The following is a 21,884-nucleotide window of genomic DNA, read 5'->3' on the forward strand; positions in this document are numbered from 1 at the left end:
GGACGGCGTGGGCGGTGCCGAGGAGAGCGGGAACACGGGCACCGGGCGCCCGACGTCACGGGACGTCGCCCGGCTCGCCGGTGTGTCGCACACCGCGGTGTCCTTCGTGTTCAACGGCCGGGCCGAGGGCAACCTCTCGGCCGCCACCCAGGAACGCATCCGGCAGGCCGCGACCCGGCTGGGCTACCGCCCCGACCCGGTGGCCCGCGGTCTGCGCCGTCGCCGTACGGCCGTGATCGGGCTGGTCACCGACGAGATCGCGTCCTCGCCGTTCGCCGGGCGGCTGCTGCGCGGCGCCATGGAGACCGCCTGGGACAGGGACCATCTCGTCCTCACGGTGGACTCCGGCGGTGACCCGGCCAAGGAGGACGCGGCCGTCGCGGAACTGCTCGACCGGCGCGTGGACGGCATCATCTACGCGGCCATGTCACTGCGCCGGGTCCGCGTCCCCGAGGGCCTGCACCGCACCCACTCCGTGCTGGCCAACTGCCTGCCCGAGGACGACTCCCTGCCGGCCGTGGTCCCGGCCGAGCGCGCAGGTGGCCGTACCGCGGCCCGGCTGCTGCTCGGTGCGGGCCACCGCCGGCTCGCCGTGATCGGCGGTCTGGACGACATCGCCTCGGCGGAACGCACCCGCGGCTTCCGGGACGTGCTGCGCGCCGAGGGCGTCACCGTGCCCAAGGAGTGGATCGTGCGCGGCGGCGGGGAAATCTCCGCGGGGTACGCCGGGGCGCTGCGCCTGCTCGACGGGGTCGAGCCGGGCCGTCGCCCGACTGGCGTCCTGTGCTACAACGACCGGGTCGCGGCGGGTGTCCTGCACGCCGCGACCCGGCTCGGGATCGACGTGCCCGCCGATCTGTCCGTGGTCGGTTACGACGACCAGGAGCACATGGCCGCGTTCCTCACCCCGCCGCTCACCTCGGTCGCGCTGCCGCACCGGGCGATGGGCGAGACCGCGGCCCGGCTGCTCCTGGACGCCATCGAAGCCGGCCAGGCGCCGCCCGCCACCGTCCGGCGCCTGCCCTGCCCTGTGGTCAGCCGCGCCTCCGTGGGTCCGGCACCCACCCGGTGACCTGGGCATCCGACCCGTGTCTGCCCTGGCCCGCGGTCAGCCGCGCCTCCCCTGCGTCCGACGCCCACCCGGTGACCAGGGCACCCGGCCCGTACGTGGTCAGTCGTGCCTTCGTGGGTGCGGTGCCCATCCGGTGCCCCGGGCGCCCGGTCCGCGTGTGGCCTGCACACTGGTCAACCGCGACTCGTTGGGTCCGGCGCCCAACCGGTGGCCCGGACACCCGGCCCGTGTCTGCCCTGGCCCGTGGTCAGCCGCGCCTACCAGGGTCCGGCGCCCACCCAGTGACCTAGGCAACCGGCCCGTATGTGGTCAGCCGCGCCTCCCTGGACCCGACGCCCACCCGGTGACCAGGGCACCCGCCCCGTCGACGACCAGCTCGGCGAGGTCGCCGGGGCGCCGGTAGACGCGCTCGGTGACCATGGCCCGGTCCGCGACGAAGAGTTCGAGGAGCGAGCCGTCGACGAGCAACCGGAGCGCGAGTTCCGGCCCCTTCGGCACGTGCAGGGTGATCGGGGCGGAGCCCTCCCTGCCGGTCCGGGGCCAGGCGCCGCGGTCGAGGACGACGGTCCCCGAGGCGGGGTCCGCCCGGACGGTCAACTCCCGGCCCTCGGCGTCTCGGAGCAGGCTCACCGTGGTCGGTTCGCGCGCGGTGACCGTCAGGTCGTAGGCGGATGGAAGCGGAACCCGGCCCGGCGCGGTGACGAACGGCTCGGCCGGGCGCAGCAGTTCGAGTTCCGGGGCCGGGCTCACCCGCAGTGAACCGTCGGGGTGGATGTCGACCGCGCGGGGTGCGGTGAGTACGCCTGCCCATCCGGCCCGGTCCGTCTCCTCCTGCGGGCGGGCCTCCCACGACCAGCCCCACAGCAGTGCGCGGTCCGGCTCCTGGAGCACGGCGGGGGCGTAGAAGTCCCGCCCCTGGTCGAGTCGGCCGCCGGCGCGCGGCACGAACCCCAACCCGCCCTGGCCATCGGCCTGCAGACGACCCGTCAGATACCCGGTGGAGCAGGGGTCTCCGTCCCACAGGGACACCAGGAGTACGTGGTCGCCGCCCGCTGTCCGGTACAGGTGCGGGCACTCCCAGCCCACCGACTTGTCGCCGAACACGCCAGCCGCCACAGGGTCGTTGCCGTCCAGCAGCACTCCGGCGAACCGCCAGTCGGTCAGGTCGTCGCAGTCGTAGAGCAGGACCGACGGCGTGCCGTCGGCGTGCCCGGCGCCGACGAGGGCCCAGCGCCTGTCCGCGTGGCGGAAGACGAACGGGTCCCGGAACATCACCATGTCCAGTCCCGGGGGCGGTCCTGTCACCACCGGCGTCGGGAGTGGTTTCCACTCGGTCAGCAGGTCGTCGTCGGGGTCCGCCGCCCGCGCCAGGCAGATGGTGCCGAGGCCGGTGTGGGCATGGTCAACTCCCGTGTACACGGCGGTCGGTGTGCCGGAGTCGTCGGTCACGCAGCCCGACCAGCAGCCGGCCTCGTCGGGGCCGCCGGGTGTCGGGGTGAGCGCGATCGGGTGGTGCTCCCAGTGCGCGAGGTCGGTGCTGGAGGCATGGCCCCAGTGGACGTTCGCGTGCACCGGTGCGTCGGGGTTGTGCTGGTAGAAGAGGTGGTAGCGGTCCCGCCAACGGAACGGCCCATTGGGGTCGTTGATCCAGCCGGCGGGCGGACGGACCCTGAAACGCGGCGCGTTGGGGTCATTGCTCAACGGTTGACTCCTGCCGAGGTGATGCCCTCGCGGAGAGGGCGCTGGCCGACGACGAACACGGCGAGGGCGGGGAGCATCGAGAGCACGACCCCGGCCAGGACCACCGAGATCGACCCCGTGCCGAGGTTGCCCTGGAGGGAGACCAGACCCAGCGGAAGCGTGTAGTTCTGGCTGGAGGTCTCCAGGATCAGCGGGCGGAAGAACTCGTTCCAGTGGTAGTTGAAGGCCAGTACGCCGACGATCGCCAGGCCGGGTGTGGCCAGCGGCGCGTACACCGAGCGGAAGATCCGCCAGGGCCCCGCGCCGTCCAGCATGGCCGCCTCGCCCAGGTCCTTGGGCATACCGAGGAAGTACTGGCGCATCAGGAACGTGCCGAAGGCCGTCGGGAAGGCCGGGATGATCAGGCCGAGGAGCGTGTCGGTGAGGCCCATCGACTTCAGCACCAGGAACACCGGCACGATGGTGACCTGCAACGGCACCATCATGGTCGCCAGGACCAGGCCGAAGAGCGGCTTCTTGAAACGGAACTCCATGCGCGCGAAGGCGTATCCGGCCAGGCCCGCCGTGATCATCTGGCCGACGGCGACGAGTGCCGTCACCAGCGTGGAGTTCAGGGCGAGCAGCCACACGTCGATCTGCTGGAAGACCCCGCGGTAGGCCGCGGTCGTCGGGTGCGTCGGGATGATCTGCGGGGGCAGGTCGAAGGACTGGGCCGGAGTGCGCAGTGAGGTGGAGACGGTCCAGATGACCGGGCCCAGCGTCAGCAGGGCGCACACGGTCAGCGCGGCGATCCGGGCCCAGGGGGCGAGTGAGTGACGTACGCGGCTCAGGGTCGGGGTCGCTTTCAGGGGCGGGGTTGCTTGGCTCATGGCGCTCATGCGGCTCACCGGCTCACTGGTAGTGGACGAAACGCCGGCTGAGCCGGAACTGGAGGGCGGTGACCGCCATGATCAGCGCGAAGAGCAGCACGCCCACCGCGGATGCCTCGCCGAAGTCGAGCTGCTCGAAGGCCCGCTCGTAGATCACCATCACCACGGTGCGGGTGGCGTCGCTGGGTCCGCCGTCGGTGAGGACGTAGGGCTGTTCGAAGACCTGGAGGGCATTGATGATGCCGACCACCGTCGCGACGAGCAGCGTCGGCGACAGCAGCGGCAGCGTGATGCCGAGGTGCTTGCGCAGGCCGGTCGCGCCGTCGAGCGCGGCGGCCTCGTGGATCTCCTTGGGGATGTTGTTCAGACCGCCGATGAACAGCAGGAACGAGAAACCGAACTGCTGCCAGACGTAGACCAGGATCACCGTGGCCATCGCCGCGTGCTCCGAGGTCAGCCAGGGTACGGGCGCGACGCCGACCAGGCCGATCAGCCAGTTCACCACCCCGAAGTCCTGGTTGAACAGGTACTTCATCACCACCGAGATGGACGCGGCGGACAGCACCAGCGGGAAGAAGAACGCCGAACGGAACAGCGACCGCAGCCACCCCGGCATCCGCCCGTTCAGCGCGAGCGCCAGCGACAGCGCGATCAGCAGTTGCAGCGCGACCGCGAGGACCATGAAGAGGAGCGTGTTGCGGAAGGAGACCAGGACGGTCGAATCCGTGAAGGTCGTGCGGTAGTTGGCGGCGCCGGCGAAACGGGGCGGGTCGATCACGTTCCAGTGGAACAGGCTCAGCACGACGGACCCGATGATCGGCACGACCGTGAAGACGACGATGCCGACGACCGTGGGCGCCAGGAACAGCGCGGCCAGCAGCCGGGAGCCGCGGTCGCGGACGGACGGACGCACGGGGAGGGCGGATGGCGTGGCGGGCCGCGAACGTACGGGCGGAACCTGGGAGTTCGGATCCTGGGAGTTCGGGACCTGGGAGTTCGGGACCTGAGTGTTCGTCATATCGCACGCTCCATGGCCTGCTCCAGGTCGCCCTGCATCCGGCGCAGCGCGGGACCCACCGCACGCGGCGAGGCCAGCGCGGTGCCGGTGTACTTGAGCAGGACGTCGGTCACCTCGGCGACCTGCGGCGGCGCGGGGATCGGGCCGGTGTCGGGAAACCGGTCGAGGGTGTCGTAGAAGACCTGCCAGTGCGCCGGACCGCTCTCGGCGTAGCGGGCGGCGTTCAGCATCGAACGGCGGGCCGGGGTGGTCTGGTTGCTCCGGAACAGCCGGGTCATGGTGTCCTTGCGGGCCGCGTACTTGATGAACTCCCAGGCGGCTTCCTGCTTCTTCGAGGTGCGCAGCAGCGCGTAGCCCGCCGCGCCGAACTGGTGGCGCTGGGTACGCCAGCGCGGGAAGTACTGCACGTCGTAGTCGGCGGCCCGCATGCCGGCCAGCTGCAGACCGCCCGCCCAGAAGCCGCCCGCCGGTGTGACGCCGACGTGGCCGGTGGAGAACACACCGACCAGATTGCTGCCGTTACCGCCCTCGGGCCGGGTGCACAGGTCCTCCTGGACGAGGGAGGCGAGATAGTCGTACGCCTCCTCGACCCGGTCGGCGGTGGCCTGCGGCGTGCTCCAGCGGAAGCCTCCGCCACGCCCCTGCCGGTCGGCGGCCGGGTAGAAGGTGTCCCACAGCCAGGAGCCACCGGGTGCCTTCGACTCCTTCAGCAGGTTCGTGCCGTTCGCGAAGAGCCAGGGCACCACGCCGCCCCACAGCCGGTTGGTCCAGAAGTACGGCGTGAAGTGCGAGCCGCCGGTTCGTTTCAACTCCCGCAGCAGCGTGGTGAAGTCGTCGCGGCTCCAGTCGGCCGCCGGGAAACCCGTGCCCGCCCGCTTCAGCACCTGCTTGTTGAGGTAGATGTCGGCGGCGTTGAACTCCATCGGCAGCTGGTAGAGGTTCCCCTCGTACATCATCGACTCGACCAGCGAGGGGTGGACGTCGGCGAAGTACTCACGCAGCTCCGCCGCGTCCCGCCGCACCCAGTGGTCCAGGGCCACGCCGAGTCGTTGGGCGAACAACTGCACGCCCTCGGTGGCCACATACACCAGGTCGGGGGCGGTGCCCGCGGCGATCTGGGTGAGGATCTTAGCGAAGAAGTCCGACCAGTCGACGGCCTGCACCGCGTTCACCCGCAGCGGGATGTCGGGGTGGATCCGGTGGAAGCCCTTGGTGAGGGCGTCGACGGTGGCCGGGTCGAAGGCGGAGCCGAGGGTGGCGACGACGAGGGAGCCGTCGTCACGGCCGGGGATGTCGGCTCCCGTGAGCCGGTCCCAGCTCGCGGCGGTACCGGCCAGAGCGGCTGCTCCGGCCCCGTACGCGCCGTACCGCAGCAGCGTGCGGCGGGGGATGTGCGAGTCAGTCATCAACGGGCCTAACTCGTGTTAGTTCAGGGGTGATGCCCAGATGATGGGAACCGGGCAGCAGGCCTGTCAAGGGTCGGGAACGCTTGACCTTTAACGAGTTAGGCCTCTTGACCTTTATCGAGTTAGGTCTACAGTCCTCGTTCGCAGGAGCCGCCATGAGAGGAACGATGCGTCATGCCCGGAACCCCGGGGATATCCAGGAGATCACTGTTCGCGGGATCGGCGGCGGGCACTGCCGCCGCGCTGCTGCCCGCCGGAACAGCCACGGCCGCTCCCTCTGCCACGGCCGAGGGCGGGACCGACTCCGTGGCGAGCGGGGCGAGTTACCGCGCCGCGTACCACTTCACGGTCCCCGACCAGTGGAAGAACGACCCGCAGCGACCCGTCTGGATCGACGGCGAGTACCGCTACTACTACCTCTACAACGCCGACTACTTCACCGGTGCCGTCGGCACCGCGTGGCGCCTGGCCACCACCAAGGACCTGGTCTCCTTCACCGACCGCGGGGTCGCCGTGCCCAAGGACACCACGGTCAACGGCGATCTCTGGTCGGGTTCGGCGGTGGTCGACACCGGCAACACGGCCGGGTTCGGCGCGGGCGCGGTCGTCGTCATCGTGACCATGTCCCCCGGCGGCGGCACCGACCACCAGGAGCAGTTCCTGTACTACTCGACCGACGGCGGTCTCACCTTCACCAACTACGGGACCGACCCCGTCCTGCCCAACCCCGGCGTCGCCGACTTCCGCGACCCCAAGGTGATACGCGACGAGGACCGGGGCCGCTGGGTGATGGCCCTCGCCGAGAACGACAAGATCGGCTTCTACCACTCCGACGACCTCAAGTCCTGGACGTACGTGGGCGGTTTCGTCCACGACGGCATCGGTGTCCTGGAGTGCCCCGACCTGTTCCGCGTCACCGCCGGCGACGGCACCGTGAAATGGGTGCTCGGCGCGAGCGCCAACGGAAAGGGCTCGGGTCTGCCCAACACGTACGCCTACTGGACGGGTTCCTTCGACGGCAGCGCGTTCACCGCCGATGCGAGTGAGCCGCAGTGGCTCGACCACGGCTGGGACTGGTACGGCGCCGTCACCTTCGAGAAGCGGGGCGCGAGCGGCGCGGTGGACGCGGCTGCCCGGTACGCGATCGGCTGGGTGAACAACTGGGACTACGCCGACACCACCCCCACCATCGACTGCGACGGCTTCAACGGCACGGACTCCGTCGTCCGCGAGATCACCCTGAAGAAGGCGTCCGACGGCACCTACTACCTCGCCTCCCGGCCCGTCGCCGGCCTCGACTCGCATGTCTCTCGCACCGTGAACCTGGGAGACGTGACCGTGGACGGTACGAAGGTGCTCGACTACACCGGTATCTCCTACGAGGTCACGACCGAGATCACCTGGTCCCAACTCACCGGCGCGGGCCTTCAGTTGAGGCGCTCACCCAGCGGCGGTCGGCACATCGACGCCGGGATCTACGCCGACTACGCCTTCCTCAATCGACGCAACACGGTGAACGCCGACACGTCCGGCAAGTGGCAGGAGAGCCACACCCCGTTCGACCCGTCCGCCGGCACGGTGAAGCTGCGCATCCTGGTGGACCGCACGTCGGTGGAGATGTTTGTCGACGACGGCCGCTACGTGCACACCAGCCAGGTGTTCCCGTATCTGCTGGACACCCGGCTCGCACTGTTCACGATCGGCGGCAGCGCGGTGTTCCGCGACACGGTGATACGTGAGTTCTCGGTGTAAGGCCGACCAGGCCGACCAGGGGCGCGGGTGCACACCGTACGCGTGAACCCGATCAGCAACATCTCCAGGAATCCCCCCAGAGAAAGATCCAAATTTGAACACTTGGCAGACTGATGAATAAAAGCACCAGTCATATTTGAGAGCCGCACGCCGTCGGCGTCGGTGTCGACGCCGACGGCGACGCCGTTTCAAGCGCAACTTCCCTCCGGAGTAAGGGCGTTCGCTCCCTGCGCACGATCGGCGGCCGGCCAGCTGACGAAGTCATGGGTGCCGCCGCCGGAGTCGGTACGGATCGGTGTCTGCAGCGCGCGCCGCGACCGACTCCCTTGACGCGCCCCCGCGAAGAGGACCGGTACACGGCTTCACCTGGAACGCGCATGCGGCGGTGGCGGGAACAGCGATCTCAGCGATCCTCATTCTCGGCCTGAGGCACTTCCGCCGCCCGATCGCCCATCGGACAGCCTGCTTCACGAAAGCGCGAGGCTAGCTGAGCGGGACGTCCGCGACGGCCTTGAGGTGGCTGAACGTCTCAAGGGAATACCGGCCGTGGTATCGGCCCATGCCGCTTTCGCCGACGCCACCGAACGGCAGGCCGGTCATGAGCAGTTGCATCACCGGCTGGCCCCAGGCGACGCCGCCGGAGGACGTCTCGTTCACCAGGCGCGACTTGGTGGCCTCGGACTCGGTGAAGGCGTAGAGCGCCAGGGGCTTGTCGCGTTCGTTGATGAAGGCGATGGCGGCATCCAGGTCTTCGACTTCGACGACGGCGAGGATCGGACCGAAGATCTCCTCCTGCATGACCGGCGATGCGGGGTCGACATCGGTCAGCACCGTCGGTGCGATGAACAGGTCGTCACGGTCGTGCCGGCCTCCCACCGCCGCACGACCGGAGTCCAGCAGACGCGTGAGCCGGTCGAAATGCCGCTCGTTGATGATCCGGCCGAAGTCGGCCGCGGTCTGCGGGCTGGTGCCGAACTGTGCGTCGACCGCCGCACGCAGGGCGGGAACCAGTGCGGCGGCGGTCGCAGGATCGGCCAGAACATAGTCGGGGGCTATGCACTGCTGACCGGCGTTGCCGAACTTGGCGCCGACCAGCCGCTTGGCGGTCTCGTCCACGTCGGCGTCGGGCGCCACGAAGACCGGCGACTTGCCCCCGAGTTCGAGCGTGACGGGGGTGAGGTTCTTGGCTGCCGCGGCCATGACGATCCGGCCGACCGTGCCATTGCCCGTGTAGAAGATGTGGTCGAAGCGCTGTGCCAGGAGGGCCGTGGTCTCCTCGGCGCCCCCCTCGACCACGGTGAGCACATCAGGGTCGAAGTACTCTCGCAGCAGGCGTGAAGCGACCGCCGAGGTGTGCACCGACATCTCGCTCGGCTTGGCCACCACCGTGTTCCCGGCGGCCAGGGCGCCGATGATGGGGTCGATGAGAAGGTGCAGCGGGAAATTCCACGGAGCGATCACCAGGACCACCCCGAGCGGGTCGTACGTGGTGTAGGCCGTGGTCGTGGGACCGAAGTGGGCGGGAACCTCCACCGGACGGGGCTGAAGCCAGCTCTCCAGATTCGCCAGCGTCTCGTCGATGTCGGCGACGGTGAAGTCGATCTCCTGCGTCTTCGCCTCGGCGGGGTTCTTCCTCAGATCCGCCCAGAGCGCTTCGATCAGCTCCTGCTCGTTCTCGACCAGCAGCGCCCGCAGCCGCTGCAGCTGGCTGACGCGCCAGTCCCGTCCGCGGGTGACGCCAGTGTTGAACGTCGCACGAAGGCGGCCGACCGCCTCCGCGGCCGTTTCCGTCCGGTGCGTCCTCGACTCGGTCGCCTGTGTTGTGGTCATGGGGTGTGCTCCGTTCTTGATGCAAGCCATGCCCCGGCTGCCTTCCAGCCGGGCACAGTGGCCAGCGTGCTGGACGATCCGGTATTCACCCAGGTCACGGCTTTGCGTATGCCGGCGATGCCTACCACTGGTTGGGTCAGGCAGATGTGCGTCCGGCCGGGGATACTCGAGGCATGGACGAATACCCCGAACCGGTGCACAAGCCGGCCGACGGCGCGCTGGACCCGCGTGCCGAGCTGAGTGAGTTCCTGCGCACCCGGAGGGCCCGGCTGAAGCCGGAGGACGTGGGCCTGCCGGACTTCGGGCGGTACCGGCGGGTGCCGGGGCTGCGCCGCGAGGAGCTGGCGCAGCTGGCCGGGGTGTCGGTGGCCTATTACACGCGCCTGGAACAGGGCAACGGGCGGCACGTGTCGGCGGAGGTCCTCGACGCCATCGCCCGCGCGCTGCGGCTGAGCGACGCCGAGCGCGCTCACCTCATGCACCTGGCGAAGCCGAAACAGCACAAGAAGAAGCCGGCCGGCCGCGCCCAGCAGGTGCGGGGCCCCCTGCGGACGCTGCTGGACACCATGGACGGCGTCCCGGCGATCCTCGTGGGGCGGCGCTCGAACATCCTGGCCTGGAACCGGATGGCCGCGGCGGTCTTCGGCGACTGGGAGGAGTTGCCGGCGCACGAGCGCAACTGGGCGCGGCTGGTGTTCCTGAGGCCCGAGTATTGCGACCTGTTCGTGGACTGGGAGCACAAAGCGAACGACGTCGTCTCTCAGCTGCGCATGGACGCCGGCTCCCATCCGGACGACCCCCGGCTGTCCGCTCTGGTGGGCGAACTCTCCGTGAAGAGCGAGGAGTTCCGGCGGCTGTGGGCCACCCACGACGTCAAGGAGAAATGCCACGGCATCCAGCGCCTGCACCACCCGCTCGTCGGCGAACTCGACCTCCGCCTCGAGTCGTTCCACCAGGCCGACGCCCACGAACGGATGCTGGTGACGTACCACGCCGAACCCGGTTCCCCGTCGGAGGAGGCACTACGACTGCTGGCCAGCTGGGGCGCCGACGCGACAAGGGCGGGAGCCGGGATGCCGCCGGCACGCACGGCTCGATGAACAGTTGATCATCGGTAGTCGGCTGCGCGCCACGCCCAGCGTCCCTTCGCACGCCGGACGCCTCCGCTCCAGGTGACGCACCCGCAGCTCCTCCACCCGACGCGACGACGCCACCACTCGTACGCCGCCCGGTCATCCATGGACGCGTCGCGCCAGTCAACGCCGGCCTCGCGCGAACCACAGAGAGTCGAAGTACGTGCGCAGATCCCGGGCCAACTAGCTGACTACGGCTTTGGCCAGCTGCCCAACGCGAGGTTCGCGACCTGCAGCAGCTCAGGGCGGGAACTACCACTCGCGGCCTGGACGGCAATCCCATTGGCGACTGTTCTCAGGTAGAGCGCAAGCAGATGAGGATCTGTGGAAGGCGGAAGGTCACCGGCGTCCACCGCCTGTTGAAACCGGCGCGTCAAGTGGGCTATCCCCTCCTCGCGCCATGCGATGAGTGCGTCTCGGACTTGGCGGCTCTCGTCCCCGGTAGCCAACGCACCGTGCACGCCAAGACAGCCCGTGGGGAGTCCCGGCGTGGTTGCCGCCTCGACCGTCCCGTGGAGCACAGCAGTAGCCACCGCTCCACTTGTGGGCTCTGCCAGAGCTCGAGCGAAGTAGGAGGTCAAGCCCTCGGTGTACCGCTCCAGCGCCTTGTAGAAGAGGTCTTCTTTGCTGCCGAACGCCCTGTACAGGCTGGGGCGGCTGATACCCATCGCTTCGGTGAGGTCGTCAAGGCTGGCGCCCTCGAAACCCTTTGACCAAAACACCAGGACTGCACGATCGAGTGCCTCGTCGATGTCGAACGCGCGAGGCCTGCCAGGCCGGACCGGTGTCGTCGGGAACATTTCTTCATCCTACCCCTTCGATACCGATCGGTACGGATGTGCTAACGTGTTTCGTACCAATCAGTACGGCATAACGAGAGGTGACGTCATGTCACAGACGGTACTCATCACCGGCGGAACCTCAGGCATCGGCTTGAGCCTCGCGCAATCCTTCGTGGAGCTCGGGGCGTCCGTCGTCGTTTGCGGGCGTTCGCAGGCTGCGCTTGACCGATTCGCGCAGGCGCACCCGCAGGCGCTGGCCGTGCAGGCCGATGTGACGAACGCAGCTGATCGGGCAGCGTTGTTGCAGGCAGTCGCTGATCGCTTCGGGCGTCTGGACGTGTTGGTCAACAACGCCGGTACGTTCGAGGGACGAGACTATGCCGCCGGCAAGAACCCCAATGCGACGCTCGATGACGAGGTGGCGTTGAACCTCACCGCCCCCATCCACTTGACGGGTGAAGTGCTCGAGCGCTGGCCGTCGCCCGACGCGATCGTCTTCATCACCTCGGGGTTCGCTCTGGTCTCGCCCACTCGCGCGCCCACCCACGGCGCGGTGAAGGCCGGCCTGCACGGCTTTGCGGACGGCTTGCGCCGTCAACTCGCCCCGAAGGGCACCCATGTCCTCGAGGTCCTCCCACCGTCCACGGACACGCCCATGAACGCCGAAGCCACGGGGAAGAAACTGACTCCCGCACAGGTGGCGGCGGTCACGATGAAAGCTCTTCGGCGGGGGCGGAACATGGCATTCCCCGGTCAGACGAAAGCCATGCCCGCCATGCTGCGCATCGCGCCGGGCACACTACGACGCGTCGTCGCCGGACTCTGAACCCCATAGAAATCATCGCGGGTGCCGGAGACGAGGCCCAGGTTCCAGCCCAGCCGCGGCAGGCGCCGCGACGGCGGTGATTCCGGCGACGAGGAGGGTGAGGCCGGAGGCTGCGGCTATCGGCGTACGGCCGTACCGGTCGCCGAGCCGGCCGGTCAGCGGTGAGGGGCAAGTGCGCTGACTGCGACGTCGCCGGGCGGTTATGGCCGCGGTTAGGTGAACAAGCCTTGCTCGGTCTCGACCAGGATTCCGCGCTCGGCGAGCCGCTTGAGTTTCAGGCGGGTGTTGTTGATGTTGTTGGGCGCGATCTCCATGTCCATCGCCTCGCACACCTGCCGCGCCCGTAGCGGCCCGTCGGCCGCGGCGAACACCGCCAGGATCTGCTGGTAGGCCGGATGGTCCGCAGTTCCGGGGCCGGCGCCGCGGGCGGCTGCGGATCGGGCAGCTCCAGCAGCGTCTTGCGGGTGATCCGGACCTCCTCGGCGGCCCGGCCGAGCTCGTCCAGCCGTGCGGTCAGCTGCGCGATCTGCTCCCGCCTCGCGTCGGCTTGCGCAGTGATCTCCCGTTCCCGCTCCTCCAACCGCACCAGCACCGCCCCGAGGGTCAGCTCTCCGCCGGTCATGCGCGCCAGGCCGCAGCGGTGGCCCCGGTCAGCCGGCGCAGTATCACCGCGGCCATCGCCTAGGCCATACCGATGACGATCTACTTAACCCACACCCAGATCGCGACTAAAGAAGCTGGTCAGGGCCACCGAGCAGTGATCACAATCGGCCACTCCAACGAGTACCGTCATAGCCAAAGGGCGCCAGTACGAGGCCCATCGGGCCCTCGGCTCATCGGGCGATCCGATAGAGGTGTTCGGGGCGGCCGGTGGCTCCATAGCGGAGTTCCAGCCGGACCATGCCCTCCCGCACCAGGTAGGAGAGGTACCGCTGGGCCGTGGCGCGGGAGACTCCGGTGAGTTCGGCGGCCTGGGCCGCGGACAGGGGGTCGTGGGCAGTGCGCAGGACCTGGTGCAGGAGGGCGAGGGTGGGTGCGGAGTGCCCCTTGGCAGGGACCCGGGGGACGGCCGGTGGCCGGGCGGCGCTGAAGAGGGCGTCCACGTCGGCCTGGTCGGTGCGTGGGGCGAGGCCCAACGCGGCTACGCGGTGGTGGAGTTCGCGGTAGGCGGTGAGCCGTTCGGCCAGGTCGGCGGAGCCGAACGGTTTGACCAGGTAGCCGACGGCGCCGAGCTTCATGGCGGTCCGTACCGAGGTGATGTCCCGGTCGGCGGTGATCATGATGACGTCGGGGCGGGCGCCGCCCTCGTCCGAGCTGAGCCTCCGCAGCACGTCGAGTCCGCTGCCGTCGGGCAGGAAGACGTCGAGCAGCAGCAGGTCGGGGTGGAGGGTGCGCACCGCGTCCAGCGTCTCGACCACGGTCGCCGCCCGGCCGACCACCTCGAAGTCCTCGATGCGGGACGCGTAGTCACAGTGGATGTGACTGACCCTGAAGTCGTCGTCCACCACCAGGGTCCGGATCATCCGCGGTCACCTCCGGTCGTCGAGGCCGTCGTGAACTGTGCGTCGCGTGGCACGGGAGTGGCGTCCGGCAGGGGCAGTACGACGGTGAAGACCGCGCCCTGCCCCTCGCTGACCGTGATTGTCCCGCCGTGCCGCTGGGTCAGCCGGTGGACGAGGGCCAGGCCCAGCCCGCGCCGGGCGGTGCCCCGGTCGGGACGGGTCGACCATCCGTCCTCGAAGATCGACTCGCTGGCGCCCGGCGGAATCCCCGGGCCGCTGTCGGCGACCCGCACCATCACCAGGTCGACAGCCTCGATCAGCGAGATCTCGATCTCGCGGCCTCCCGCCGGGGGCGGTCCGCCGGATGCCGCGTCGATCGCGTTGTCCAGCAGGTTGCCGACGATGGTCAGCAGCCGGCGCAGATGCGGCGGGTCCTCGCCGAGCGCGGAGTCCTCACTGAGCACCATCCGTACCCCGCGTTCTGCGGCCACCGTGGTCTTGGCGACGATCAGTCCGACGAGCAGCGCGTTGCCGATCCGTTCGCGTACGGACTCGGTCAGCGCCTGGTCGGCGCCTGCCGACTCGACGGCGTACTCGAAGGCGGCGTCGTGGTCGCCGATGTCCAGCAGCCCGGCCACGGTGTGCATGCGGTTGGTGAACTCGTGCTGCTGGGCGCGCAGGGCATCGGTCAACCCGCGCACCGAGTCCAGTTCGCGCAGCAGCCCGATCAGCTCGGTGCGGTCGCGCACGGTGACCACCGCGCCCAGTTCGCGGCCGTGCAGCGTCACCGGCATCCGGTTGACGACCAGGCAGTGGTCGTCGGTCAGCACGTTGATGTCGGTGCCGGTCAGGGTGCCGTCCAGGGCGCGGCGCAGCCGCCCGTCGGGCAGCACCTCGTCGAGCCGGCTGCCGAGTGCCGTGCCGAGGCCGAGCAGAGTGCGGGCCTCGTCGTTGACCACGGTGATCCGGCCGTCGGGAGCGAAGGCGAGCACGCCCTCCCGGATGCCGTGGAGCATGGCCTCGCGGTCCTGGAACAGTCCGGCGATCTCCTCCAGTTCCAGCCCGAAGGTCGACCGCTTCAGCCGTCTGGCCAGCAGGAACGCGGCAGCCGAGCCGAGTGCGACGGCGAGCGCGCTGTACAGGCCGAAGGTGGGCAGTTCTCGCCACAGCTCGCCGAGCACATCGCGTTCCGGGATGCCGGCCGAGACCTCGCCGACCAGCTTGCCCGTGGGTCCGTACAGCGGCGCCTTGCCGTTGGCGGACCGCCCCGTCGCGCCTTGGTCGGAGCCGACGTGGGGACGGCCGTCGAGGACCACGATCGGATCGCCCACCGGCTCGCCGATCAGCGCCGGGTTGGGGTGCGAGTGGCGGACGCCGCGCAGGTCGATCACGACCACGTACGACGCCCCCGACGCCTTGCGTATGCGTTCGGCAACCGTCTGCACGACGTCGCCGCCACCGCCGTACTCCATGGTGTGCCGGATCTGCGGGTCGGCGGCCGTGGTCTGCGCGATGTCCAGCGCCCGCTGCTCGTAGGCACGGTCGATCTCGGCCCGCTGGGCGAACGCGAACAGGACGAAGCCGATGGCTCCGGTGAGGGCCAGGATGGCGAGCTGGTTGGCCAGGATCCGCGCGGAGAGCCTCCCCTTCCCGCCGCGGCCGATCCGGATTCGGATGGGCATCACAGGTGCCTTCGCCCTTGTCGTGCTGCCGGGCCCGGCCCCTTCGCCGTACCCGTGGTGGCGTGATTGTGTCCCACCGCGGACATTCTGCCCACCCCCGAACCGCTGAGCAGAATGCGCAGAACCCCTGTTAACACGACTAACGCGGGATACGTCTGAAACAGCGACGTAACACCGCGTGGCCTCTAGCGTCTGCCTTCCTCGACCTCCGAGGACCTCCGAGAGGGGAAGGAGACAGCCTCAGATGGCTTCGCGAAACGACGTCGCGACGGGCCCCGTCGCCGGGACGGCCGGCCAGGACAGCGCGCGAGTCGAGATCTCAGGGCTCACCAAACGCTTTCTGACTCCCGCGGGTGAGGTGTTCACGGCACTCCAGGACGTCTCGTTCACCGTGGAGCCGGGCCAGTTCTGCGCGGTGGTCGGCCCGACCGGCTGCGGCAAGTCGACGACGCTGAGCATGGTGTCCGGGCTCGACCGGCCCAGCGAGGGCTCGGTCAAGGTCGGCGGCCGTGAGGTGGACGGCGTCACCGACGGCGTCAGCTTCATGTTCCAGACCGATGCGCTGCTGCCCTGGAAGACGGTCCTCGGCAACGTCCTGATGGGCCCCGTCTTCCGCCGGGTGCCCAAGCAGCAGGCCCACGCCTCGGCACGCGACTGGCTGCGCCGGGTGGGCCTGACGGGGTTCGAGGACCGCTACCCGCACCAGCTCTCCGGCGGCATGCGCAAGCGGGTGGCGATGGCCGCGGCGCTGATCAACGAACCCAAGATCCTGATCATGGACGAGCCGTTCGGTGCCCTGGACGTGCAGACCAAGGCGATCATGTCGACCGAACTGCTCGGTCTGTGGGAGCAGATCCGTCCGTCGGTCATCTTCATCACCCACGACCTCGACGAGGCCGTGGCGCTCGCCGACCGGGTCGTCGTCATGACGTCGAGCCCCGGCTCGGTCAAGGCGGTCTTCGACATCGACCTGCCGCGCCCGCGCGGCGCGGTCCAGGAGATCCGCTTCCAGCCCCGCTTCATCGAACTCCAGCACCAGATCTGGGACTGCCTGCGTGAAGAGGTGGAGCGCGCCTACGCACGCACCGCAGGAGGTACGGCATGAGTACGACGTCCGCTGTTTCCACCGCCCCGGCCGCGAACGGCTCCCGGGTCTCGGCCGCGGCCGCCGCCAGGAGCGCCGTCCGGCGGCGCACCGCGCTGGTGTGGGCGGGACGCGTCGGGCTCGCGGTCTTCGTCCTCGGTGGCTGGCAGGCTTTCACCGCCTGGGGGATCGTCGACCCGTTCTTCTTCGGGCAGCCGTCCGGCATCGCCAAGCGGCTGGTCGACCTCTTCCGGCACGGCACCGAGTTCGGGTCCTTCTACTCGAACATCTGGACAACGATCCAGGAGGCGCTCGTCGGCTTCGCCCTCGGGGCCGTCACCGGAGTGGTCTTCGGCGTCGCGCTCGGCCAGAGCCGCTTCCTCGCCGATGTGCTCGGCCCCTACATCAAGATGGTCAACGCGATCCCGCGGATCGTCCTAGGCTCGATATTCATCGTCGCGTTCGGCATCGGCGTGCTGCCGAAGATCCTGCTCGCCGCGGTCCTGGTGTTCTTCATCGTCTTCTTCAACGCATTCCAGGGCGTCCGCGAGGTCGACCGCAACATCCTCGCCAACACCAGGGTCCTCGGCGCCTCGCAGCTGCAGATCATCCGGCACGTGACCGTGCCCTCCGCACTCACCTGGATCATCGCCAGCCTGCACAGCGCCTTCGGCTTCGCCATCGTCGGCGCGCTGGTCGGCGAGGTGCTCGGCGCACAGAGCGGCCTCGGCCTGGTCATCAAGACCGCGCAGAACAACTTCGACCCCAACGGCGTGTTCGCCACGATGCTCGTCATCTCGGTCATCGTGCTCGGCGCCGAGTGGCTGATCGGCAAGCTCGAACACCGGCTGCTGTCCTGGCGCCCGCCGGCCCCGTCCGAGGCGAACTCCCTCTGACACCGCCGCACTTACCCCCCTCTTCGTCCCAGCACCCTCAGCAAAGGAATGTGATCAGCCATGTCCAGACGACCCGTCGCCGTCGCCGCGTCCGTCCTGACCGTTCTCGCCCTCGGCGCCACCAGCGCCTGTTCCGGCAACTCCTCGGCCTCGACCGGCGGTTCGGGCTCCACGCCGACCGTCAAGCTCATGGCCGGCGGCCTCGACAAGCAGATCTATCTGCCGTACCAGCTCGCCCAGCAGCTCGGTTTCTACAAGAAGTACGGCGTCAACGTGCAGTTGAGCACCGAGCAGGACGGCGGCGTGGGCGCCGAGGAGGCCATGGCCTCGGGGCAGGTGGACATGGCTGGCGCCTGGTACAACCACACGATCGAGTTCCAGGCGAAGGGCAAGGCCGTCGAGGACGTCGTGCAGCTCTCGGGCGCGCCGGGCGAGCGGGAGATGTGCACCACGAAGTCGGGGGTCCACTCGGCCGCCGACTTCAAGGGAAAGACCCTCGGCGTCACGGACCTGGGGTCGGGCACCGACACCCTCACCCAGTTCCTGGCCGCCAAGAAGGGCATAAAGACCAGCCAGTTCCACCGGATCGGGGTCGGCGCGGGCTCCACCGCCATCGCCGCGCTGCAGAACGGCAAGGTCGACTGCGTGATGACGACCCAGCCGACGGTGGCCGCGATCCAGAAGAAGGGCGTCGGTACGTCCGCGATCGATCTCGCCACCACGGACGGCGCGACGGCGGCGATGGGCGGTGCCTATCCCGCCGCCAGTGTGCTCGCCCGCACCGACTGGGTGAACTCGCACAAGGCCACGGTGCAGAAGGTCGTCGATGCGCTCGTCGCCACCATGCACTGGATCAACACGCACAGCGCGGCCGACATCGCGAACAAGCTGCCGGCGTCGTTCGTGTCCAACCAGCTGGTGACCAAGGCCGACTACATCTCGGCCCTGAACGAGGACAAGGGCCAGTTCCTCCCGGACGGCATCATGCCGGCCGGCGGCCCGAAGACCTCTCTGGCGACGGAGAAGCTTGTCGGCAACGTGAAGGGGGCAGTGGACCTCAGCAAGACGTTCACCAACGACTTCGCCGTCCAGGCCAACAAGACCGAAGGCTTCAAGACGACCACGACCCCGGCCGGCCCGAACGGCTGAGCCCGTGTGCCATGCCCAAGGCCGCCCAGCTGATTGCCAGTTGGGCGGCCATCCGGCTTTCCCGACCGAACGGGTCAGTGGACCGGCAGCACGGTGGTGTGTTCCTCGCGCACGGCCTGCAGGGCGCGGGGGTCGAGACCGAGCAGGCTCAGGATCGTCGGTGCGATCTGCTTCGTCTGCACGCTCGCGGAGTCGCGCACGCCGTCCGGGACGGAGGCGCCGGACACCACGAGGGGTACGTCCAGGTCGTCGGAGTGGCCGCCGCCGTGCTCAGCGATCTTCTTGGTGCCGCCGGTGTAGACGACGCCGTACTGCGCGACACCGAAGAGGTCCGGGACCCGGGCGTCGCCGGCCTTGACATGGAAGTAGTCGGCCGCGGCCTTGCCGGCGTAGACCTTGCTGAGCCCGCTGTGGGTGTAGTCCTTGGGCGCCTTGTTGATGTCGGTGCCGGTGCCGTTCTGTGCGAGCAGGTACTTCTTGGCGAAGGCGGTGGCGGTCGCGGAGCGGTCGGAGAGCCAGAGCAGCATGGCGTCGTCGTCCACGGCGTGCGTCACGAGGTCGGCTGATCCGGGGTGGAGCTTCTTCCAGGCGCCGTTGAGGCCGTCAAGGAGGGGGCCGTCGTCCACGCGGGTGAGCGCGGCGGGGTCGGTGGGCGACTGGCCGTGCTTGGCGGAGAGGATCACCGTGGTACTGCCGGAGAGGTGCCGCTTGGCGATCTCGGCGGTCAGGGCGCCGATCTCCGTGTTGACGAAGTCGAGGTTCTTCACCAGCAGCGGGCCCGGGACGTTCTTGGCGGTGTAGCCGCCGATGAGGCCGTCGGAGGCGGGCAGCTTCTGCGCGGTGGAGACCGACTGGAAGTTGAGGCCGAAGATCGCCGGGGTGCCGACCTTGTGGGTTCCGCTGTGGTCGTAGCCGTCGATCTCGTTGAGGACGGCCTTCACCTTGTAGCCGTCGTACTGCTCGGTGGCCTTGTTGTCCGTGGTCCAGTCGTTGCCGGCGGCGTAGCCGAGGGCGTCGCTGTTGATCTCCGGGGTGAACAGGTCCTGGACGCCGGTGCCCGATGGGCCGTTGAGGATCTCGTAGGCGGCGTGCTTGTCCGACCACGCGGTGCGCAGACCTGCCTGGCGGGCCACCTCGAAGATCGTGTTCACCTTGAGGTAGGAGTGCGGGTAGACCGGCTTGCAGGTCTTCGGGTCGACGGGCAGCTTCGACGCGTTGATCAGGCTCTGCGGGTGGCCGGTCATCGACAGGATGCTGTCGGGCAGGCCGCCGAGACCCTGGCCGGCGTCGATGGAGGTCTGGTTCGTGTCCAGGTCCTCGGTGAGGTCCACCTCGACCCCGGGCTTGACGCCCTTGCAGCTGGTGGTTCCCGCCGGGAGAAGCGCAGCGTTGTAGGTGTCGTCGTAGTAGATGCCCGTGGTGCCGGGGCTGCCGCCGGTCGCCTGGGCGACCATGCCCGGGAAGGAGTCCGACGGCGTGGTGGTGCTGGCGTGGGTGTACTCCACGCCACCGCCGACCAACCGGGCCAGCGCGGACTTCGGGTGCCTGGCGACGTACCAGGCCAGATCCGACTGGTGCAGCCCGTCGACGGAGACCAGCAGGACGTGCCGGGCGGCGGCCGGGGGATGTGAGGCGGCGAACGCGGCGGGCTGGGCGGCGGTCACCCCGGTGAGAACTCCGGTCGCGGCGAGGAGGGCTGCGGGCCTGACGTGGCGTCTGGACATCTGGTTTCTCCCGGGTGTTCGGGGCGGGCTGCGGGTGCCGGGCTCATCAGAGTCGCGCCTTGTGTACCGGAAACGGCACATGTGTGAACACACCCGGAATGAGCGGTCGGGTCTTCACCAAGCAGGCATGGGTTTCCCCAAGACGGAGAACCGCTCGCGGACCGGGAGAGCACACCGGGTGGCGCACCGAGGTCCCTGAAGATCAAGTCCGTGGGCGGGCCGGCACCCCTGAACACCGGACCAGTTTCTTGTGACCCTGAAGGTGGACATGGCCGCACAGACCGTCGAGACCAGAGGCGGGCAGCGCTACGCACGCCCACCCGCGGCCGGCCGGCCACGGCCATCTCCGTCTGTTACGCCGGGATCCTCGTGTGCGGGGTACTCGCACTCGCCGTACGAGGCCGGCGTGCCCTGGTCCGGGTGGATGCCGGAGTTCTCGTCCTCGCGGTGGCCCTGGTGGTCTGCGGTTACTGGCTGAACCACGCCGGTGCCGACGAGGGCGTACTGACCGCGCAGGCCGCGACCGAGATCGCGCACGGCCGCCCCGTCTACGGACAGCCCTGGCCGTGCTGTTCGACACGTCCCATTCCGGCCTGACCTAGACGATGTCCGGCTCGGCGGACTACACGTGCGGCTACCCGCCGCTGACCGCCCTGCTCGCCGCATCGGTCCACGCCCTGCTGCACACTTCGGCAGCCACCACCCTGGTCACCACGGGGGCGCTGCTCGCCGGAACGGTCACGCTGTGGCTGCTGCTGCCCGCCCCCTGGTGGTCGGCGGCCACCGCCGTGTGCCTCGGCTTCGGCATCCTCCCCGGCTACGCCAGCTCCGGCTACCCGGCGATCGTCGCCCTGGCCCTGCTGATCCCGGTGACGGTCTACTGGCCGACCACGGGAGCTGGCGGACGCCTGGGACGGAGCGGGGTACTGAGGGCCGTGTGCCTGGGTGCCGCCTGCGCCGCCCAGCAACTGGCCTGGTTCTTCGCCCCGTTCCTCCTGATCAGCCTCTACGCGGTACGGCGCGGCGAACTCGGAGCCCGTCCTGCGGCTGCCGTGCCGGCCCGCTTCGCCGGAGTCGCGGCGCTGACGTGGGCAGGCATCAACGCCTACTTCGCCGCCCAGGGTTTCTCCGCCTGGCTGCACGGACTGCTGCTGCCCCTCGCCCAGAAGGCGATCCTGCACGGCAAGGGCCTGATGGGCATCTCCTAATACTTCACCGACGGCAGCAGCCGCCTCGACTACTACTCCTACGCCAGCGAACTGCTCCTCGTCGGCCTGCTCGCCGCGACCCTGCTGTTCGCCCGCCGTCTGGGAACGGCGCTGACCGTGCTGCCCTGGCTGTCCTTCTACCTCGCCACCCGCTCCCAGGACGGCTACTTCCTGATGATGACCCGCTGTGGCTGGCCGCCGCCGCGACGGTCCCCTCCTCGGCCCTGGCCCATGCGTGGCAGCGCCATAT

19 protein-coding genes are annotated in these 21,884 nt (G+C 69.3%); 9 read left to right on the top strand and 10 right to left on the bottom strand.

What is annotated here, in order from left to right; all coding sequences use genetic code 11:
- Positions 1-7: 7 nt before the first annotated feature.
- The gene (locus OC490_RS21205; RefSeq protein WP_262059546.1) at positions 8-1,072 is read left to right on the top strand and encodes a LacI family DNA-binding transcriptional regulator; all 1,065 of its coding nucleotides are present in this window, start codon (positions 8-10) and stop codon (positions 1,070-1,072) included.
- A 309-nt stretch (positions 1,073-1,381) separates the two neighbouring features.
- Here the strand turns inward: OC490_RS21205 and OC490_RS21210 are convergent, their stop codons facing one another.
- From OC490_RS21210 to OC490_RS21225, 4 genes are read right to left on the bottom strand one after another with little or no spacing between them, the layout of a single operon-like run.
- A complete protein-coding gene (locus OC490_RS21210) occupies positions 1,382-2,773 on the bottom strand; it encodes a glycoside hydrolase family 32 protein (protein ID WP_262059547.1) in 1,392 nt (463 codons plus the stop codon).
- Positions 2,770-3,642: a carbohydrate ABC transporter permease gene (locus OC490_RS21215; RefSeq protein ID WP_262059548.1), complete on the bottom strand. Its 873-nt coding sequence runs from the start codon at positions 3,640-3,642 to the stop codon at positions 2,770-2,772. The genes OC490_RS21210 and OC490_RS21215 overlap by 4 nt, the downstream gene beginning before the upstream one ends.
- A 22-nt stretch (positions 3,643-3,664) precedes the next feature.
- Entirely contained in the window at positions 3,665-4,660 is a 996-nt protein-coding gene (locus OC490_RS21220) for a carbohydrate ABC transporter permease (RefSeq protein ID WP_262059549.1), read from the bottom strand.
- Entirely contained in the window at positions 4,657-6,066 is a 1,410-nt protein-coding gene (locus tag OC490_RS21225; RefSeq protein ID WP_262059550.1) for an extracellular solute-binding protein, read from the bottom strand. Before OC490_RS21225 ends, OC490_RS21220 begins: the two co-directional genes overlap by 4 nt.
- A gap of 174 nt (positions 6,067-6,240) precedes the next feature.
- Between OC490_RS21225 and OC490_RS21230 the strand changes: the two genes are divergently transcribed.
- A complete protein-coding gene (locus OC490_RS21230) occupies positions 6,241-7,818 on the top strand; it encodes a glycoside hydrolase family 32 protein (RefSeq protein WP_262059551.1) in 1,578 nt (525 codons plus the stop codon).
- A gap of 483 nt (positions 7,819-8,301) precedes the next feature.
- Here the strand turns inward: OC490_RS21230 and OC490_RS21235 are convergent, their stop codons facing one another.
- On the bottom strand, positions 8,302-9,648 hold the full coding sequence (locus tag OC490_RS21235) for an aldehyde dehydrogenase family protein (RefSeq protein ID WP_262059552.1): 1,347 nt from the start codon (positions 9,646-9,648) through the stop codon (positions 8,302-8,304).
- A 173-nt stretch (positions 9,649-9,821) separates the two neighbouring features.
- On the opposite strand from OC490_RS21235, the gene OC490_RS21240 reads away from it, so the two are divergent.
- Positions 9,822-10,748, top strand: a complete 927-nt coding sequence (locus OC490_RS21240) for a helix-turn-helix transcriptional regulator (RefSeq protein ID WP_262059553.1) — start codon at positions 9,822-9,824, stop codon at positions 10,746-10,748.
- A gap of 224 nt (positions 10,749-10,972) precedes the next feature.
- On the opposite strand, the gene OC490_RS21245 is transcribed toward OC490_RS21240, so the two are convergent.
- Entirely contained in the window at positions 10,973-11,581 is a 609-nt protein-coding gene (locus tag OC490_RS21245) for a TetR/AcrR family transcriptional regulator (protein ID WP_262059554.1), read from the bottom strand.
- A gap of 88 nt (positions 11,582-11,669) precedes the next feature.
- On the opposite strand from OC490_RS21245, the gene OC490_RS21250 reads away from it, so the two are divergent.
- Positions 11,670-12,389 carry an SDR family NAD(P)-dependent oxidoreductase gene (locus OC490_RS21250; RefSeq protein ID WP_262059555.1) on the top strand — a complete coding sequence of 240 codons (720 nt, stop codon included), beginning with the start codon at positions 11,670-11,672 and terminating at the stop codon, positions 12,387-12,389.
- Positions 12,390-12,601: 212 nt separating this feature from the next.
- Here OC490_RS21250 and OC490_RS21255 read toward each other — a convergent pair whose 3' ends face one another.
- From OC490_RS21255 to OC490_RS21265, 3 genes are all read right to left on the bottom strand, one after another.
- Positions 12,602-12,760, bottom strand: coding sequence for a hypothetical protein (locus tag OC490_RS21255; RefSeq protein ID WP_262059556.1), 159 nt, complete (start codon positions 12,758-12,760; stop codon positions 12,602-12,604).
- A gap of 462 nt (positions 12,761-13,222) precedes the next feature.
- The gene (locus tag OC490_RS21260; RefSeq protein WP_262059557.1) at positions 13,223-13,912 is read right to left on the bottom strand and encodes a response regulator; all 690 of its coding nucleotides are present in this window, start codon (positions 13,910-13,912) and stop codon (positions 13,223-13,225) included.
- Positions 13,909-15,573: a sensor histidine kinase gene (locus OC490_RS21265; protein WP_262059558.1), complete on the bottom strand. Its 1,665-nt coding sequence runs from the start codon at positions 15,571-15,573 to the stop codon at positions 13,909-13,911. The genes OC490_RS21260 and OC490_RS21265 overlap by 4 nt, the downstream gene beginning before the upstream one ends.
- A gap of 244 nt (positions 15,574-15,817) precedes the next feature.
- On the opposite strand from OC490_RS21265, the gene OC490_RS21270 reads away from it, so the two are divergent.
- Genes OC490_RS21270 through OC490_RS21280 form a run of 3 tightly spaced genes read left to right on the top strand, consistent with a single transcriptional unit; the run spans position 15,818 to position 18,702 of the window.
- A complete protein-coding gene (locus OC490_RS21270) occupies positions 15,818-16,678 on the top strand; it encodes an ABC transporter ATP-binding protein (RefSeq protein ID WP_262059559.1) in 861 nt (286 codons plus the stop codon).
- Complete coding sequence (locus OC490_RS21275) at positions 16,675-17,553, top strand: ABC transporter permease (RefSeq protein ID WP_262059560.1); 879 nt, start codon at positions 16,675-16,677, stop codon at positions 17,551-17,553. Before OC490_RS21270 ends, OC490_RS21275 begins: the two co-directional genes overlap by 4 nt.
- 60 nt (positions 17,554-17,613) lie before the next feature.
- Positions 17,614-18,702: an ABC transporter substrate-binding protein gene (locus tag OC490_RS21280; protein WP_262059561.1), complete on the top strand. Its 1,089-nt coding sequence runs from the start codon at positions 17,614-17,616 to the stop codon at positions 18,700-18,702.
- Positions 18,703-18,776: 74 nt separating this feature from the next.
- Here the strand turns inward: OC490_RS21280 and OC490_RS21285 are convergent, their stop codons facing one another.
- Positions 18,777-20,426, bottom strand: a complete 1,650-nt coding sequence (locus OC490_RS21285; protein ID WP_262059562.1) for an alkaline phosphatase family protein — start codon at positions 20,424-20,426, stop codon at positions 18,777-18,779.
- A 369-nt stretch (positions 20,427-20,795) separates the two neighbouring features.
- Here OC490_RS21285 and OC490_RS21290 point away from each other — a divergent pair, with 369 nt between their 5' ends.
- Together OC490_RS21290 and OC490_RS21295 are read left to right on the top strand one after the other, a co-directional pair.
- The gene (locus tag OC490_RS21290) at positions 20,796-21,023 is read left to right on the top strand and encodes a hypothetical protein (protein WP_262059563.1); all 228 of its coding nucleotides are present in this window, start codon (positions 20,796-20,798) and stop codon (positions 21,021-21,023) included.
- A gap of 8 nt (positions 21,024-21,031) precedes the next feature.
- Positions 21,032-21,634 carry a hypothetical protein gene (locus OC490_RS21295; protein ID WP_262059564.1) on the top strand — a complete coding sequence of 201 codons (603 nt, stop codon included), beginning with the start codon at positions 21,032-21,034 and terminating at the stop codon, positions 21,632-21,634.
- The last annotated feature ends 250 nt before the right edge of the window (positions 21,635-21,884 follow it).

The organism is Streptomyces sp. STR69 (assembly GCF_024519455.1).
Lineage (GTDB): Bacteria > Actinomycetota > Actinomycetes > Streptomycetales > Streptomycetaceae > Streptomyces.

Coding starts and splice junctions, on each gene's coding strand:
- OC490_RS21275 (WP_262059560.1), top strand. CDS start 16,675: ATGAGTACGACGTCCGCTGTTTCCACCGCCCCGGCCGCGAACGGCTCC.
- OC490_RS21215 (WP_262059548.1), bottom strand. CDS start 3,642: ATGAGCCAAGCAACCCCGCCCCTGAAAGCGACCCCGACCCTGAGCCGC.
- OC490_RS21240 (WP_262059553.1), top strand. CDS start 9,822: ATGGACGAATACCCCGAACCGGTGCACAAGCCGGCCGACGGCGCGCTG.
- OC490_RS21265 (WP_262059558.1), bottom strand. CDS start 15,573: ATGCCCATCCGAATCCGGATCGGCCGCGGCGGGAAGGGGAGGCTCTCC.
- OC490_RS21260 (WP_262059557.1), bottom strand. CDS start 13,912: ATGATCCGGACCCTGGTGGTGGACGACGACTTCAGGGTCAGTCACATC.
- OC490_RS21280 (WP_262059561.1), top strand. CDS start 17,614: ATGTCCAGACGACCCGTCGCCGTCGCCGCGTCCGTCCTGACCGTTCTC.
- OC490_RS21235 (WP_262059552.1), bottom strand. CDS start 9,648: ATGACCACAACACAGGCGACCGAGTCGAGGACGCACCGGACGGAAACG.
- OC490_RS21250 (WP_262059555.1), top strand. CDS start 11,670: ATGTCACAGACGGTACTCATCACCGGCGGAACCTCAGGCATCGGCTTG.
- OC490_RS21245 (WP_262059554.1), bottom strand. CDS start 11,581: ATGTTCCCGACGACACCGGTCCGGCCTGGCAGGCCTCGCGCGTTCGAC.
- OC490_RS21270 (WP_262059559.1), top strand. CDS start 15,818: ATGGCTTCGCGAAACGACGTCGCGACGGGCCCCGTCGCCGGGACGGCC.
- OC490_RS21225 (WP_262059550.1), bottom strand. CDS start 6,066: ATGACTGACTCGCACATCCCCCGCCGCACGCTGCTGCGGTACGGCGCG.
- OC490_RS21220 (WP_262059549.1), bottom strand. CDS start 4,660: ATGACGAACACTCAGGTCCCGAACTCCCAGGTCCCGAACTCCCAGGAT.
- OC490_RS21295 (WP_262059564.1), top strand. CDS start 21,032: ATGTCCGGCTCGGCGGACTACACGTGCGGCTACCCGCCGCTGACCGCC.
- OC490_RS21285 (WP_262059562.1), bottom strand. CDS start 20,426: ATGTCCAGACGCCACGTCAGGCCCGCAGCCCTCCTCGCCGCGACCGGA.
- OC490_RS21230 (WP_262059551.1), top strand. CDS start 6,241: ATGCCCGGAACCCCGGGGATATCCAGGAGATCACTGTTCGCGGGATCG.